The following is a 15,151-nucleotide window of genomic DNA, read 5'->3' as shown; positions in this document are numbered from 1 at the left end:
TCACCAGTCGCCATCACCCGGCTCAGTCCAGGACGGCCGTCCGCTGCAGCAGCCCCCACGTGAACTCGGCGACCACCTCGTGTCGTACGCCGGTCCGGTCGGGCGCGGTGAACGCGAGCCCCCACCGCGTCGGTGCCGTGCCCTCCAGTGGGCGGGCCGGGGGGAAGGCGCGGGCGGCCTCGTCGACCGTGCAGGACCAGGGGACGAGGTCGTCCAGGGTCCTCAGGCGGGGCGCCGGAGCGTCCGGTGCGCGGACCAGCCACTCGTTCCAGACCGCCCCGTCCGGCCCGACCAGCACCTCGAAGCGCAGGTCGGGCCAGAGGGGCAGGGTCCAGCGGCGGGCCTGGCAGTCCACGTCGCCGAGGCGGCGCGGGAGGACCGACTCGGGCTCTCCGAGGACCGAGCGATAGCGGGCGGCGGCGGACCGGGGGGAGCGGACCATCGCCTGCCAGCGCTTGTTCGTCTCCCGCATGTCCGCGATCGAGACGCCGAGCTGCCGGCGGGCGTCCTCGACCAGGTCCGGGTTGTGGTCGGCCATGCGGCGCAGCAGCACCAGCTGGAAGTCGAGAGCCATGGCACCCATGGTGCCCGGCCCGTGCACGCCCATTGCCCGCACCACTCTCCATGGCTAGCCTGTGTTCGTCATGCCGATCGTCTGTTGAAATCTCGAACGCAGGCGCTTACCCAAGGGAGGGGGCCGGACGTGGGACGCCTCGTGCCTGCCGTGACCCGGGCTCTCGACATTCTTGAGCTGTTCCTCGACGGGGACGGGACGCTCTCAGCCCCCGACATCGTGCGCAGGCTCCAGCTGCCGCGCACCACCGTGCACGAGCTGGTCACCACGCTCTCCGCACGGTCGTACATCGTGCCCGTGCCGGGACAGCCCGGACGCTACCGGCTCGGCGTACGCCCGTACCAGCTCGGCAGCCGCTACGCCGAGCAGCTCGACCTCTCCGCCGAGGGCCAGCAGGTGGCCCGCTCGGTCGCCGAGACCTGCGACGAGACGGTGCATGTGGCGATCCTGGAGGGCACCGACGTCATCTACATCGCCAAGGTGGACTCCACGCACGCCGTCCGCATGGTCTCCGCGGCCGGCCGCCGCCTGCCCGCCCACTGCACCTCGGTGGGCAAGATGCTGCTGGCCTCGCTGCCGGAGCAGGAGCTCGCGGCACGCATCCCGGACGACGCCGAGCTGACCGCGATGACCCCCAACAGCATCACCGACCCCGGCGCGCTGCGCGAGGCGCTGGCGGAGATCCGGCAGCGGGGCCTCGCGGCGGAGAACCGTGAGTCCAACCCGGACGTGAGCTGTGTGGCCGCTCCCGTACGCGACCGCACCGGCCAGGTCGTCGCGGCCCTGTCCATCTCGGTCCCCATGATCCGCTGGAGCGATGGCCGCCGGGCCGAGCTGGAGCAGCTGGCGGCGAAGGGCGCGGCGGAGCTGTCGGAGCGGCTGGGCCACCGGAGCGCGGCGTGAGTGCCGGGTACGAGGTCGCCGTACGGGCCGGGGCGGAGCTGGGCGAGGGCCCCACCTGGGACCCGGCTACGGGCCGGCTGATCTGGCTCGACATCCTGGGCATGCGCGTCCACACCTACGACCCCGCCACGGGCCGCCGTACCGTGCGGACGACGGAGCAGCACGTGGGCGCGGCCAAGCCCCGCGCGGGCGGTGGCCTGGTGCTCAACCTGCGGGACGGCGTCGGGCTGCTGGACCCCGACGGCACGTTCCGCTGGCTGCACCACGAGCCGGTCGCCGGCCGCCGCGCGAACGACGCCGCGGTGGCGCCGGACGGCTCCCTGTGGGCGGGCACGATGCGGTACGACGAGGCGGCGGGCGGCGGCACACTGAGCCGGCTGACGGGTGACGGGGCGGTGGAGACGGTGCTGCCCGACGTGACGGTCAGCAACGGCACGGGCTGGAGCCCCGACGGGCGCCTCATGTACTACGCCGACTCTCCGACCCGCCGGGTGGATGTCTTCGACCACGACGGGGAGCGGGTCCACGGCCGCAGGCCGCTGGTCGAGATCGAGGAGGGAGCGGGTTTCCCCGACGGTCTGACGGTCGACGCGGACGGCTGTGTGTGGGTGGCGCTGTGGGACGGGGGAGCGGTGCGGCGTTATACGCCTCGCGGTGAGCTGGACCGGGTGATCAGCCTGCCCACGCCTCGTACGACCGCGTGTGCGTTCGGCGGCGCCGGCCTGACCGACCTGTACGTCACGACGGCCCGCACGGGGCTCTCGGCCCCGCACCCGGTGGCGGGCTCGCTGCTGGTGGTACCGGGCGCGGGCCGGGGTGTCGCCCAGCCGGCGTTCGCGGGCTGACCGGTTCACCCGCGCGCGCGGTCCAGCTCCCGCACGACCTTCCGCTCCTGTGCCGTCAGCGGCGGCCCCGGCAGAGCCGGGAGGAGCGGGCCGGCCAGGGCCGCGAGCATGGCGTCCGGGCGCAGCAGACGGGACGGTGCCGTCACGAGGCTCGTCACGTCCCAGACGGCGGCGGCCGCCCGGTAGGAGCCGGTGGCCGCCTTCGTCATGCGGCGTGAGTACCGGGTGACGAGGTGATCCGCGAGGCCCGGCCGCGCGCCCCGCACCTGGGGGAACCAGACGTCCTGGCCCACGGCCATCGCCCAGGCCGCCGCGACCGACTGGGCGACCCCCCGCTGCACCCGCCGGGCCACCCCGGGCGCGCCGACACCGCCGCGCCGCAGTTCCGCGCTCAGTACCCCGGCGCCGAGCGCGGCCACCGACATGCCCTGGCCGTAGGCCGGGTTGAACGTGGCCACCGCGTCACCGAGCACGACGAAGCCGTCGGGCCAGCGGCGGGCCTTCTCCAGATAGCGCCGTATGTTGCTGGTGCTGCGGCTGATGTGCACCTCGGTGAGGGGCTCGGCGCCGGAGATCAGCCGGCCGACGATGGGGTCGGGAAGGTCGAACGTGTACCGCAGGAAGCCCTCGGGGTCGGCCGGCGGTTCGCCGCCCCGGGTGCCGGCGAGGCTCACCATCCAGCGGTCGCCCTCGATGGGCAGGACCATCCCACTGCGCCCCGGCCGCCCTCGGTAGGGGTCGGCCTGGACGACCGTCACCGGAAACAGCTCGGCCCCGGCGGGCGTGCGGTAGACCCGGGTGGCATTGACGAGACCGGTGTCCACGGTCTTCTCCTGGATGCCCGGGACGCCGAGTTCCTCCAGCCACTTCAGGACCCGGGACCCGCGCCCGTCGGCGGCGGCCACGAAGTCGGCTTCGAGTTCCCGCTCGCCGTCGGGCGTCGCTATGCGTACGCCCCGGACCCGGCCGGCGTCCCCGGTCAGCCCGCGTGCCTGCGCCTTCTGTATCCGCACGTCCGTGCCGGCCAGCACCGTGGCCCGTACGACCCAGTCCAGCAGCGCCCGGCTGCAGCTGAGCATGCGGGGCCCCGGGTGCCGCCAGCGGCGGAACCAGCCCTCCGGGGTGAGGGCCACCAGGTCCTGGCCGAGGGCGACTTCGCGGGCGCCGGCGGCGAGCAGCTGCTCGCGCAGGCGCGTCCCGGGCACCAGGTCGTCCATGGCGGCCAGGCCACCGGCCATGAGCAGATGGGCATGGCGCCCCTGCGGAAGCCCGCGGCGGTGCTCGGGACCGTCGGGCAGGTCGTCGCGCTCCAGCACGATCACCTCCTCCACGGAGGCGGACAGCGCCGCGGCGGCCAGCATGCCGGCCAGTCCGGCACCGATGACGACGGCTCTGCGCGGCACGGGGCTCCTCGCATCATCCGGCGACGGACCGGCCGAGCCCGGAGCCGGCCGGGAAGGTTCAGCCATGGGAGGTCCGCACCGTACCTTCACCCACGGTTCCCGCGGTGTGCTGCACGGTCTCCAGGGCCCGCGCCAGCTCCACCAGGCCGCTCGGCCCGGACACCTCCGTCGCGTACAGGCGGCTGCCGCTCGGCACCCTGGGCGGCTCCCCGCCGACGGCGGCGCACCGCGCGGCGTGCGCGACCATGGCGGCTTCCGCCGCGACCCGCGCCTCGTGCGGTCCGCGTCCCGCCCGCCGTGCGGCCTCGCGTGCCTTCTCGCGGACGCGGTCGTCGAAGTACGGGGCGAGCGCCAGAAGGGCGTCGTGGATGGACACCTCGCGCCAGTGCAGCCGCTCCTGCGGCAGCTGCCACCACGAGCTGGGCGGCTTGGGGGCGATGGACGCGAACCGCAGCTGTGACCACAGCGGTCCGAGCCGGCGGTAGTCGCCGAGGCTGTGCCACTGGGCGAGGACCGCGGGCAGCAGTCTGGGCAGGGCGAAGCCCGCGGAACACAGCAGGGCGGCGAGCGACGCCGCCGGCGGGGCGAGGGTCGTGGACAGGAAGTCCAGGTCGTGCCCCGTCCAGCGGGCCACGATCGCCGTGTACTTGGTGAGCTCGAAGCCGGCGGCGTCCAGCAGCCCGCCGACCAGGATCAGCCGCAGACCGGTCCGCAGCAGCCCGGTGACCTCGCGCCCCCATTTCACGCACATCACGCACATCACCAGAATCGCCGCGCTGTGCCCGAGCATGTAGAGCAGGATCATCTCCCGCATGCCCGGTGTGTTCGCGTAGTACGTGTCGAGGTCGCGCAGCCGCTCCGTGTGCGCGTCCGCGAGCGTGAACAGCACGACTATGGCGGCGATCAGTGCTCCGTAGGCGGCCACACAGCGCAGCGCCGCCCGCCGGAGCCGCTCGCGCGGCCCGCCCCGCCAGTGGATCAGCAGGACGAGCAGGGAGCAGCTGTACGCGGAGAGCATGCCGTATGTGAGCGGCGCACCGAAGTTCGGTATGCCGGTGACGTCGTTGACGGTGGCCAGGGTCAGCGGGGCCGAGCAGACGAAGACGAGACCACCCAGCGCGACCGCGGCGGACGTCGACACGGTCAGCGGGTTCCACGGGGCGGTGCGGGGCCGGCGGAAGAGGAGGGCGGAGGACAGTACGAGTGCCCCGGCCGCCACGTACACGACGAGGTTCACGGCCGCGCCCTCCCATCCGCTCGGTGCGCGGCCTCGTGGGACGCGCGTATGGCCCGGACCCGCCTCATGCGGTGCCCGTCGGCGTCGTCGTGCCGTGGACCCGGGCGGACGCTACCAGCGTCGAGGTGGCCAGGGCATCGGCGATGTCGCAGAGCGCCGCGGGACCGGGGGCGCGGACCGACAGGAGGTCGGTCTCGTCGCACGGGGCCAGGGGCCGCTGCCGGTGGCGTTCCGCCTCGACCGCCGCCGCGACCACCGCCGCCCACGCGACCGACTCGGCGCGTCCCGCGTCGCCCGTCTCCCGCAGGGCGCTCGCGCGGACCCGCTCGTACAGGTCCCGGTCGAAGTACGCGTCCAGGTGGCCGAGCGCGTTGTGGATGCTGGTCTGCAGCCACACCAGCCGGGTGGCCGGCGTGACCCAGCGGGGCCGCGGCAGCCGGAGCGAGCGGCGGGTGAGCAGTTCGTCCAGCTCGCGTTCCAGGGGCTTCAGGCGCGCGTACGCCCGCCGGGACCGCTGCCACTCCGTCACCCGCGGCCAGGTCAGCGGGATCAGGATGCCCGTGACGGTGAGGAGCGCGCCGAGCCCGGCGGCCACCGGGGAGGCCGTCGTCCCGAGCCGCGACCAGTCGGCCCCGCACCAGCGGGCGATCACGGCGGTGAACTTGGTGATGCTGTACCCGGCGCTGCACAGCGCCCCGGCGCCCAGCATGATCAGCCCCACCCGCAGCCGGCCGTCGACCTGGCGCGCCCAGCGCAGGGACGACACCGCGGTGACACCGGCGGCGGCGAGGTGCCCGGCCAGGTACAGCACGATCATCTCGGCGAGGAACGGCGTCGTCGCGTAGTAGGTGTCCAGGTCGGTACGGCGTTCCACCGGCGCGTCGCCCAGCGCGAACATGACGGCGATACCGAGGAGGACGAGTGCGTAGGCGGCGATCCACCGGCGGGCGGTCCGCCGCACCCGCGGCCCGCCCCGCCAGTGCACGACGAGGACCTGGGAGGCGGCGCTGTACGCCGTGATCGCGGCGTAGGTCAGCGGGGCGGCGAGATTGGGGACGCCGCTGAGCCGGTTGACGGCGCCCACCGTCGGCGGGGCCCCGAGGAGGAAGCACAGCCCGGCCAGGGCCAGCACGGCGCAGATCGCCCGCAGGTACGGATCCCGCCAGTGGCGGGACAGGTCCGGGGACTTCACCGCGAGGCCGAGCCACAGCGCCCCGCAGCTGATGTAGTTGATCAGGCCGCTCACCGCTCGGTCCCGCGGTAGTTGAGAGCGGCGGCGATGCGGCCGGCCAGGCCCTGGGTGCCGTCGCCGGGTTCGGCGAACACCGAATCCGCGGAGGCCTCCAGCCACGGGCGCAGCCGGCGGCCCATCAACATGCCGAACTGGTCGGCCGCCTGCTCCTCGACCAGGCTGAAGTCGGTGCGCGCCGCGCCGGCGTCACCCTGGTTCATGTGCCACACCTCGTGACAGAAGATGACGATCTGGTGCCACACGGCCGCCCGCCGGTCGACGACCACGTCGTCGTGGGTCTCCCGCTCCAGCCACAGTCCGCTGGCGGTGTGCGGGGGGAAGACCTCCTTGTGGACGACGACCTCGCGGCCCCGCCACGCGCTGACGGAGGCGACCAGGGCGTCGAAGAGAGCCTCCGGGTCCGCCGGGACCGGGACCCGGAGGGGACCGATGAGGGTGTCGGCGAGCCGACGCATCTCCCTGGTGGTACGCACCCTGCTCTCCGTCATCTCGCCGCTGTCACCCGTGCAATATGCCAAGACTCGGCTCGTCTCGGCCACTCCGTGCCGGAAATCCGCCCGTACGTCTGCGCCGAAGCCCGGCCGCCCTTCACCCGGGGGCCGGTGTGCCGGCCGTCGTGACGCCCGCGTGTGCGCGCACGGCCTCGATGGCGTCCTGGTGGCGCAGCGCGCAGGAGACCGGGCCGATCTCCCGCAGCAGGTCCGTCGCGTCGGTGTCCGCCATGCCCTCGTCGGACCGCGGCCGTCCGCGCTTCTCCACGGCGTCCAGGATCGTCACCGCCGCCGCCAGCGCCTTGGCCTTGTCCGGCGGGTGGCCGAGGGCGAGCGCGGCGTCGTAGGACCGGCGGCGCAGGTCCTCGTCGATGCGGCGGCCGAGGGGCAGCAGCATGTCCCGGATGAACGTCTCACGGCGCGTCAGCCGCAACTCCGGGCGGGCCCGCAGCAGCAGGGGTACTCCCTCTCCTTTGACGCTGCGCATCAGCACGTACAGGGGGCGCAGTTGGTTGTGGGCGCGCCGGACCCGCAGGCGGTCGTGCAGGTACTGGCCGACGTGCGGCAGGATGAAGCCGACCGCGATCAGGATGGCCGACAGACAGGCGACCGGCGGCGCGACGTCGGTGCTCAGCCAGTCCAGGTCGTTTCCCGTCCAGCGGGCCGTGACCGCGGTGAGCTTGACGGCGTCGAACACCAGGTTCGTGCCGTAGCCCGCGCCCAGCGACACCAGCCCCCAGCGCAGCCAGGAGTCGAGCAGCCCGTCGGTGCTCACCCAGTTCCAGATGAGCCGGGACGTGATGAGGGCCGTGGTGCAGTGCGCGAGCAGGTAGAGCAGGATCTCCTCGCGCATGTAGGGGGTGTTGGCGTAGTACGTGTCCAGGTCGGTGCGCCGCTCGACGGGCACGTCCGCGAGTGCGAACAGCACCCACAGCGCGATGATCACCCCGGTGTACCCGGCGATCACCCAGCGCTGTGCGCGGCGGGTGACGGCCGAGCGGTCGGACAGCCCGTGGCGCCAGGCCGTGATCAGCAGCAGACAGGACGCGCAGAACGCGGTGAGCAGTGAATAGACCAGCGGTGCCGCGATGTTGGGAACGCCGGCGACCCGGTTGGTCCAGGCGATCGTGGACGGTGTCACGCTCACGAACACCGCGCAGGCGAGCAGCAGGAGACCGCCCACCGCGCGCAGCAGCGGGTCCTTCCACAGCCGGATGATCGTGGGCAGCTTGATCGCCAGTGCGGTGGCCAGCACCGCGGTCGCGACCCAGAACGCGACGGAGGACCCGCCGGGCATCCCTGCCGGGCCCAGCCGGCCGGCCAGGGCGGAGGCCGGACAGGCGCACGTCACCGCGGGCCCTCCAAGCGCCCCCGGTGACCGAGGGACCGTTGGACGGGGTCGAGCGGCCGGTCCGTGCCGCCGGACAGCCGGGGCCGGAAGGCGGTCGCGAGCAGGTGCCCGAACGCGTCGGCATCGGCCTCGTCCCGCTCCCGGGAGCCGTCGCGGGCGGTGACGGCGAGCGCGGCCGCTCGCAGGTCGGGCTCCCCGGCCAGCACCCGGGACGCGGCCGCGCCGGCGCCGGGGTGGTGGCGGTGACCGGCGTGCATGTGCCACAACTCATGGCCGAGTATGACCAGTTGCTGCACTCCTTCGGCCCGTTCCTCGACGATGACGAGGTCGACATCGGGGAGCTCCACCCACAGGCCCGTGACCGCGAGCTCGTCCGGGAAACGCTCGAAGCGCAGCTGAACGGGCCGCCCGCCACGGAGGGCGCTCATCGTCGCGCACAGCTCTCGGCACAGCTCACGCGTGTCGGCGGGAGGACGGGGACGGTCCCGGACCGCGGCGGCGAAGTGGGCCGTCAGCCGGCGCATCGTCAGACCGGCCGGCGAGCGCCGTCGCAGCCTCCCGGCCAACCGGGCCGCACTTCTCCGCGCGCCCGCGATGCCCATCGTGCTCCCTTCTCGCCGACGATCGGCAGCCCGTTCGAGCCTACGTGGAAGGGCGTGTCCGCGTCATGCGATTCGGCACGGCTTCGGAGGGGCCCCGAGCGAAGCGTCCCCCGGCCCATTGACGCGGAAGCGCTCCGAATCTACGGTCCCGTTCCGCAGGAGGCGCGGCGCCTGCTGCTGCACGCCACGGCCGTCCGTGCGGCCGACGGCACGGTCACGGTCTTCGCCGTCAACCGCAGCCGTACGGAGGCCCTGCCGCTCGAAGTCGCCCTCAGACGGACGGCACCCTCACCGCCGTACTGGAACCGCTGTCCTGGAACGTGATCAGACTGGCGTGACCGGTACGCCGCCGCTCGCCCTGCCGAGCAGCGTCAGGCTCACCTTCCCCGGCCCCGACAGCGTGGTGAACTCCGACAGGACCGCCAGCGCCAGGGTGTTGGTGCCCCGGGTGCGCAGGACGCCGTTCGGCAGGACGAAGGTGTGCTGCGGGCCCACGTCGTTGATGTACTGGCCCATGTTCCAGCCGTTGAGGAAGATCTGCGCCCGGTAGGCCCGGTACGGGTCGTCGTCCAGGGTCAGGCCGATCGAGGCGTCGACGTCGGCCGGCACCGAAAGCCGGAAGGTGGTCCGGTACCAGGTGACGCCCTGGTACCGGGCGGCGCGCGGGAAGGTCACCCTCTCCCAGCCGTGGTCCCGGAAACCGGGAAGGTGCCAGCCCTCCCGCTCGCCGTACAGGCCGCCGTTGTTCATCGGGCCGCGGACGGGGTCGGGGGCCTTCGCGCCCTGGATCCGCCACCGCACCTTCGGCGAGGCACCCTTGAAGGACGCCGCGGTCAGGCCCCGGGCCACCTTGTGCGTGTCGAGCGCCTTGCCGTCCTGGTCGTGCTGCATGCGCCGCACGAGCACGGACAGCACATGCGGGCCGGGCGAGCGCAGCGCCTCCCGTACCGGGAAGGCGGCCGTCGCCGCCCAGCTGCCCTTCCGTACGGTCGTGTCCTTGTCCGGCACCGGCATCCGGTGGGTGCCCAGCGGCTCGCCGTCCAGCCAGGCCATCAACAGGCCCTGGGTGCCGGTGCTGTAGGCGAGCGCGATCTCCTCCAGGCCGGTGGAGTCGGTGAAGGAGCCGCGGTACCAGACGTCGCCGTAGTGGAAGCCGTAGTCGTCGGCGAAGAGGACCGGCTGACCGTCGGGGACCGGCGTGGTGCTGAACGACGACTTCTTGTCGGCGGCCTTCCAGCCGGAGTCGTCGAAGCCCGGTCCGGCCTCCGGGTTCTCCCTCCGCATCCGCCAGCCGCCCAGTCCGGGCAGCTCCACCTCGGGGGCGGCGGGCAGCAGGCCGGTGGTCAGCAGGCTGCCGGCCAGGGTGACCCGGGTGGGCAGGGGGCGGCCGTTCCACACCACGGTGCGGATGCCCCGCGGTCCCCACACCTCCACGCTCGTCGTCTCGGTGACGTCACCGGTCAAGTGGACCTCGGATCCCCGGAGTTCCACGTGTCGCAGCATCGCCGGACCGTACACCAGCAGGGTCCCGGACGGGGTGTCGTACGGGAAGAGGCGTGCGGCGGTGGCGTCGTCGGTGAAGAGCAGCAGCAGCGGGGTCTCGGTCTCGCCCTTCTGCACCAGCACCCGGGTCAGTCCGCCCTCGCCGAGCGGGACGTTCACACGCAGCTCGTCGCCGGCGAAGACCCAGGCGGCCTCCGGGTCCAGCCGCATGACGCTCGGCTCGACCGGGCACTTCAGCACCAGTTCGGCCATGTCGTCGTGCGGCCCGGAGAACACGGCGATGTCCTGCCGCCCCGCCGTCACGCACATGACGGGCTGGGCGGTCGCGTACTTCAGTGTCCGCCGGCCCAGCTTCAGCCCGGTCGTGAACAGCCGGGCGTCCTTGCCGGGCACGGTGATCCGCAGCCGGCCGGCGTCGGTCGGCAGGTCGGTGGTGACCGCGTCGGTGCCGTCGTTGCGGGCGACATAGACCTGCGCGCCGGTGTCCGGGTTGGCCAGGTGGTAGACCTTCAGGCCCTTGGCGTGCACGTCCGCCGCCCGGTCCAGCTTGGCGAAGTCGGGCACGCGCTGGAGCAGATGCCCGAGCTGGTGCATCGGCGCGATCTTGTCGGTGACGTTGCGGGCCTCGTCGATGGCGGCGCCGTAGTCGTACGACGTGTAGACGACCGGCGCGGGCAGCCAGCCCCAGGAGGTCCCGCCGAAGGTCATGTACACGTTGTGCAGGGTGAGCCCGTTGGCGAGGTTGGTCAGGTAGAAGCGCCGCTCGTAGGCTGCGTCCCGGGTGCGCCGCGACTCGGCGTACCCCTTGCCGTCGAACCAGGCGCCGCCCCACGGGTCGAACCAGCCGCCGCCGAACTCGGGCACGAACCCGGGCGTGGACGGCGAGGCGCTGGCCCCGCCCTTCGCCCCTCCGGGCCCGAACGTCCCCCAGTCCGGCGGGGTCTTCGACGGTGACGGATACCCGTCGAAGCCGTACAGCCAGCCGCCCTTCTCGCCGCCGGTGTCGAACGACCCGGGCACCCAGTAGCCGTTGCGTCCCTTGTCGTTGTGGAACAGCGGCACGTCGATGCCGTCCGCCCGCACCTTCTTGTACAGGTGGGACATGTACGCCCGGCCGGTGGCGTCGACATGGGCGTCGTACTCGTTCTCGATCTGGTACAGCAGGACCGTGCCGGTGCCCTGGGTGAACAGGTGCCTGCGGGCGATCCGGTTCACCTGGGTCAGCCACGCGTCCACGTGCCCGAGATACGTCGGGTCGTCGGTCCGTGCCCTGCCCTTCGTCGCCGTGAGCCAGCCGGGGAAGCCGCCGCCGTCGACCTCGGCGTTGATGTACGGGCCGGGCCGCAGGATGACGTACAGGCCCGTCTCGGCGGCCATCCGCAGGAACAGGTCCAGGTCCCGTACGCCGGTGAAGTCGTACGTCCCCGGGGCGGGGGAGTGGTAGTTCCAGGCCACGTAGATGCTCACGGCGTTGTACCCGTGGGCCCGCATCTTCTGCAGCACGTCACGCCACAGGGAGGGGCTGGGCAGCCGGAAGGGGTGCATCTCACCGGACCACACGACCAGCCGTCTGCCGTCCACGAGCAGGGAGTACCGGTCGTAGCCGATGGTGTGCCGCGCGCCGTCGGCGCGCGGCGGGGCGGGCGCCGGGCCGGTCGGCACACTGCGCGCCGCGTACGCCGAAGGCGCCCCGGGGCCGCCGCTGCCGCCCAGGGCGAGCCCGAGCGCGGCCGAGCCGGCCAGGGCACTGAAAGTACGTCTGCTGAGCGCCAAGGTGGATCCTCCCGGGCGATCTTACGGGGCGCGGGCGCGGCCATTCTCCACGCGGCGACGTCCCACAATGGATCCATGAGGATCTCGGCACGGGCGGATTACGCGGTACGGGCGGTACTGGAGCTGGCCGTACGGCAGGGTAACGGCCCCGTGAAGGCGGAGGAAATCGCCGCCGCGCAGGGCATCCCGCACAAGTTCCTGGAAGGGATCCTGGGCGATCTGCGGCGTGGCGGGATCGTCGACAGCCGGCGCGGCGGGGGCGGCGGCTACCGGCTGGCGCGGGACGCGGCCGCCGTCACGGTCGCCGACGTCATCCGCGCGGTGGACGGCCCGATCGTGTCGGTACGGGGAGAGCGGCCGACGGGCCTGGCGTACACGGGAACGGCACAGCCGCTCCTGCCCCTCTGGATCGCCCTCCGCGCAAATGTGCGCCGCGTCCTCGAGGGTGTCACCCTCGCCGACCTCGCGGCGGACGCGCTGCCCGAGCCCGTCCGGGCGCTGGCGGCGGAACCGGCGGCGTGGGAGAACCCGTGACGGTTCGGCGGTAACGGGCCGGTGTGAACGGCCGGTTGTGAATGGCCGGAGTCGGCCCTCCCGGGAGTGAGCGGGGCTTCCTACGATGCGGAACGCTCAGGCTCTCCACAGGTTCCACACAGACCCCCCACTCCACGACATGGGAGAAACCATGGCTGGTGGCCTCCTCCTGAGCGGCGCCGTGGCGGCGCTGCTCACCACCGCACTGCCCGCCCGGATGCCCGCCTCCGGTGTGTTCGACAACCCGCCCCCGGACAAGATCGTCATCGATGTGGCGACGGTGAACGGCTCCGGCTGTCCCGCGGGCACGGCCGCGGTCGCCGTCTCGCCGGACAACACCGCCTTCACGGTCACCTACAGCAACTACCTGGCCCAGGCCGGCGGCAACTCCGACCCCACGGCCTTCCGCAAGAACTGCCAGCTCAACCTGGTGGTCCACGTCCCCCAGGGCTTCACCTACGCCGTGGCCAGCGCCGACTACCGCGGCTTCCTCTCGCTCCAGCCGGGCGCGAACGCCACCCAGAAGGCCTCGTACTACTTCCAGGGCTCCTCGCAGACCGTGCCCAGATCGCACCCCTTCAGCGGCGTGTACAACGACGACTGGCAGGCCACCGACAGCACGGACTGGGCGCAACTGGTCTGGTCGCCCTGCGGGGTGCTGCGCAACTTCAACATCAACACCGAACTGAGAGTCAACGCCGGCACCTCGTCCCCCGGCAAGGTCAGCTTCATGACGATGGACTCGACGGACGGGGACATCAGTACGGTGTACCACCTGGCGTGGAAGCAGTGCCCGAACGGCTAGGCACAGGCATACGCCCGCCACGCCGGTCACTCCACGTGAGCGCCGACTCCGGGCGGCTCCCGTCGGCGAGCGGTCATCCACCGGTTGACCTGCGGAATCGTTAGACCTGGAGCTTTGCGGGTCAGGGGCGCGTGAGGAGCGCATGTTCAACATGCGGTATGCCTCGCGCGCCGTCTGATGCGATTACTCCACGTAAACGGGCTCTGCTACTTCTGTGTACGCAGCGTGACGACGGCAGGTCGTCGCGTCTCCCCGTGCCATGGAAGACGAGGTAGAGCCATGCCCCTCGACACAGTGACCGCAGCGGCGGCCCCGGAGTCGGAGCAGCAGCAGCGCGAGCAGCAGAGCCTCAGCACCGCGGCGGCGCGCAATCTCGCCACCACCACCAAGTCCGAACCCCAGATGCAGGGCATCAGCTCGCGCTGGGCGAGCCGCATCCTGCCCTGGGTGAACGTGCCCGGCGCGACCTACCGGGTCAACCGCCGTCTCTCCTTCACCGTCGGCGACGGCCGGGTGAGCTTCGTGAAGACCGGCTCCAAGGTCCAGGTGGTCCCCGAGGAACTCGGCGAACTGCCGCTGCTGCGCGGCTTTTCGGACACCGGTGCGCTCGGCGCGCTGGCCGACAAGTTCGTCCAGAAGGAGTTCGCCCCCGGCCAGGTCATCGTGCAGGAGGGCCGCAAGGCCGACCAGGTGTACCTGATCGCGCACGGCAAGGTCGAGAAGCTCGGCGAGGGCCCGTACGGCGACGAGTCCGTGCTCGCGCTGATGGCCGACGGGGACACCTTCGGCGGCCAGGTGCTCGCCGGTGGCACCAGGAAGTGGGAGTTCACGGCCCGCGCCCTGACCGCCACGACGGTGCTCGCGCTGCCGATGACGGCCTACAAGGCGGTCGCCGACCGCTACGAGGCGCTGCGCCGGCACGTGCAGCACATCAGCTCCGACGGGCAGCGCTCCGTGAACCGCGCCGGTGAGGCGGACATCGAGCTGAGCTCGGGACACCTGGGCGAGGCGACGCTGCCGCAGACCTTCGCCGACTACGAACTCGCGCCGCGTGAATACGAGTTGAGCGTCGCCCAGACGGTGCTGCGGGTGCACAGCCGGGTCGCCGACCTCTACAACGAGCCGATGAACCAGACGCAGCAGCAGCTGCGGCTGACCATCGAGGCGCTGCGCGAGCGGCAGGAGTACGAGCTGATCAACAACGAGGAGTTCGGGCTGCTCAACAACGCCGACTTCGACCAGCGGATCTCCACGTACTCGGGGCCGCCGGCCCCGGACGACATGGACGAGCTGCTCAGCATGCGGCGCAAGACCCGCTGCTTCCTCGCCCACCCCAAGGCCATCGCCGCGTTCGGCCGCCAGTGCAACAAGCGGGGCATCTACTTCGGCAGCGTCGAACTGAACGGCAACCACCTGCCCGCCTGGCGCGGAGTGCCGCTGCTGCCGTGCAGCAAGATCCCGGTCAGCGAGCAGGGCACGACGTCGATCATCGCCATGCGCACCGGCGAGGACGACCAGGGCGTCATCGGCCTCTACCAGACCGGGATCCCGGACGAGGTGGAGCCGGGCCTGAACGTCCGCTTCATGGGCATCAACGAGCAGGCGATCATCTCCTATCTGGTCAGCACCTACTACTCGGCGGCCGTCCTGGTGCCCGACGCCCTCGGCGTCCTGGAGAACGTCGAGATCGCCCGGACGAACGGGAGCTGACGACGGTGTCGTTGATCTCCCGGGTCACGGCACCCACCGCGGCCCACGACATGGCGGGTCTGGTGCGGGCCCTGCTGTCAGCGACGCCGCCACCGCCGCGCCCGCCGTCCGCCGGGGCCGCCGCTTCGCGCGACCCGGGCCTCCCGTCGCGCCCCACGGGGCTGGGCA

The 15,151-nt window shown here is 72.5% G+C and carries 13 protein-coding genes and 1 pseudogene; 6 read left to right on the top strand and 8 right to left on the bottom strand.

Annotation, left to right across the window (positions count from 1 at the left end; genetic code table 11):
• Positions 1–22: 22 nt before the first annotated feature.
• A complete protein-coding gene (locus tag ABZ624_RS30745; protein WP_360096116.1) occupies positions 23–574 on the bottom strand; it encodes a hypothetical protein in 552 nt (183 codons plus the stop codon).
• 129 nt (positions 575–703) lie between these two features.
• Between ABZ624_RS30745 and ABZ624_RS30740 the strand changes: the two genes are divergently transcribed.
• Both ABZ624_RS30740 and ABZ624_RS30735 read left to right on the top strand, forming a co-directional pair.
• Positions 704–1,477 (top strand): IclR family transcriptional regulator, encoded by a 774-nt coding sequence (locus ABZ624_RS30740; RefSeq protein ID WP_360096113.1) that lies wholly within the window; start codon positions 704–706, stop codon positions 1,475–1,477.
• Positions 1,474–2,322, top strand: a complete 849-nt coding sequence (locus tag ABZ624_RS30735; protein WP_360096110.1) for an SMP-30/gluconolactonase/LRE family protein — start codon at positions 1,474–1,476, stop codon at positions 2,320–2,322. Before ABZ624_RS30740 ends, ABZ624_RS30735 begins: the two co-directional genes overlap by 4 nt.
• A gap of 5 nt (positions 2,323–2,327) precedes the next feature.
• Here ABZ624_RS30735 and ABZ624_RS30730 read toward each other — a convergent pair whose 3' ends face one another.
• The 6 genes from ABZ624_RS30730 to ABZ624_RS30705 form a co-directional block, all read right to left on the bottom strand.
• Positions 2,328–3,725 carry an FAD-dependent monooxygenase gene (locus tag ABZ624_RS30730; RefSeq protein ID WP_360096107.1) on the bottom strand — a complete coding sequence of 466 codons (1,398 nt, stop codon included), beginning with the start codon at positions 3,723–3,725 and terminating at the stop codon, positions 2,328–2,330.
• 58 nt (positions 3,726–3,783) lie between these two features.
• Positions 3,784–4,962 (bottom strand): MAB_1171c family putative transporter, encoded by a 1,179-nt coding sequence (locus ABZ624_RS30725; protein WP_360096104.1) that lies wholly within the window; start codon positions 4,960–4,962, stop codon positions 3,784–3,786.
• Between the two features lie 64 nt (positions 4,963–5,026).
• Complete coding sequence (locus ABZ624_RS30720) at positions 5,027–6,208, bottom strand: MAB_1171c family putative transporter (protein WP_360096101.1); 1,182 nt, start codon at positions 6,206–6,208, stop codon at positions 5,027–5,029.
• Complete coding sequence (locus tag ABZ624_RS30715; protein WP_360096098.1) at positions 6,205–6,687, bottom strand: toxin; 483 nt, start codon at positions 6,685–6,687, stop codon at positions 6,205–6,207. Before ABZ624_RS30715 ends, ABZ624_RS30720 begins: the two co-directional genes overlap by 4 nt.
• Before the next feature lie 115 nt (positions 6,688–6,802).
• Positions 6,803–8,002 (bottom strand): MAB_1171c family putative transporter, encoded by a 1,200-nt coding sequence (locus tag ABZ624_RS30710; protein WP_360096338.1) that lies wholly within the window; start codon positions 8,000–8,002, stop codon positions 6,803–6,805.
• 50 nt (positions 8,003–8,052) lie between these two features.
• On the bottom strand, positions 8,053–8,658 hold the full coding sequence (locus ABZ624_RS30705; protein WP_360096095.1) for a toxin-antitoxin system, toxin component family protein: 606 nt from the start codon (positions 8,656–8,658) through the stop codon (positions 8,053–8,055).
• Positions 8,659–8,832: 174 nt separating this feature from the next.
• On the opposite strand from ABZ624_RS30705, the pseudogene ABZ624_RS30700 reads away from it, so the two are divergent.
• Positions 8,833–8,996 (top strand): annotated as a pseudogene (locus ABZ624_RS30700) (alpha-N-arabinofuranosidase); the annotation flags it as partial.
• Here the strand turns inward: ABZ624_RS30700 and ABZ624_RS30695 are convergent.
• Positions 8,983–11,934, bottom strand: a complete 2,952-nt coding sequence (locus tag ABZ624_RS30695; RefSeq protein ID WP_360096092.1) for a beta-galactosidase — start codon at positions 11,932–11,934, stop codon at positions 8,983–8,985. The pseudogene ABZ624_RS30700 and the gene ABZ624_RS30695 sit on opposite strands and share 14 nt — an antisense overlap.
• A gap of 75 nt (positions 11,935–12,009) precedes the next feature.
• Here ABZ624_RS30695 and ABZ624_RS30690 point away from each other — a divergent pair, with 75 nt between their 5' ends.
• From ABZ624_RS30690 to ABZ624_RS30680, 3 genes are all read left to right on the top strand, one after another.
• The gene (locus tag ABZ624_RS30690) at positions 12,010–12,468 is read left to right on the top strand and encodes an Rrf2 family transcriptional regulator (RefSeq protein WP_360096089.1); all 459 of its coding nucleotides are present in this window, start codon (positions 12,010–12,012) and stop codon (positions 12,466–12,468) included.
• A 151-nt stretch (positions 12,469–12,619) separates the two neighbouring features.
• On the top strand, positions 12,620–13,273 hold the full coding sequence (locus tag ABZ624_RS30685) for a DUF4360 domain-containing protein (RefSeq protein WP_360096086.1): 654 nt from the start codon (positions 12,620–12,622) through the stop codon (positions 13,271–13,273).
• Positions 13,274–13,552: 279 nt separating this feature from the next.
• A complete protein-coding gene (locus ABZ624_RS30680; protein WP_360096083.1) occupies positions 13,553–14,983 on the top strand; it encodes a family 2B encapsulin nanocompartment shell protein in 1,431 nt (476 codons plus the stop codon).
• The last annotated feature ends 168 nt before the right edge of the window (positions 14,984–15,151 follow it).

The sequence above is a fragment of the Streptomyces sp. NPDC007205 genome (assembly GCF_040634095.1).
Taxonomy (GTDB): domain Bacteria; phylum Actinomycetota; class Actinomycetes; order Streptomycetales; family Streptomycetaceae; genus Streptomyces.
This window is presented reverse-complemented; position numbering and strand designations above follow the sequence as displayed.

Excerpts from the sequence above, each read along its gene's own strand:
- ABZ624_RS30680 (WP_360096083.1), top strand. The coding sequence starts at position 13,553 with ATGCCCCTCGACACAGTGACCGCAGCGGCGGCCCCGGAGTCGGAGCAG.
- ABZ624_RS30690 (WP_360096089.1), top strand. The coding sequence starts at position 12,010 with ATGAGGATCTCGGCACGGGCGGATTACGCGGTACGGGCGGTACTGGAG.
- ABZ624_RS30710 (WP_360096338.1), bottom strand. The coding sequence starts at position 8,002 with ATGCCCGGCGGGTCCTCCGTCGCGTTCTGGGTCGCGACCGCGGTGCTG.
- ABZ624_RS30685 (WP_360096086.1), top strand. The coding sequence starts at position 12,620 with ATGGCTGGTGGCCTCCTCCTGAGCGGCGCCGTGGCGGCGCTGCTCACC.
- ABZ624_RS30705 (WP_360096095.1), bottom strand. The coding sequence starts at position 8,658 with ATGGGCATCGCGGGCGCGCGGAGAAGTGCGGCCCGGTTGGCCGGGAGG.
- ABZ624_RS30745 (WP_360096116.1), bottom strand. The coding sequence starts at position 574 with ATGGCTCTCGACTTCCAGCTGGTGCTGCTGCGCCGCATGGCCGACCAC.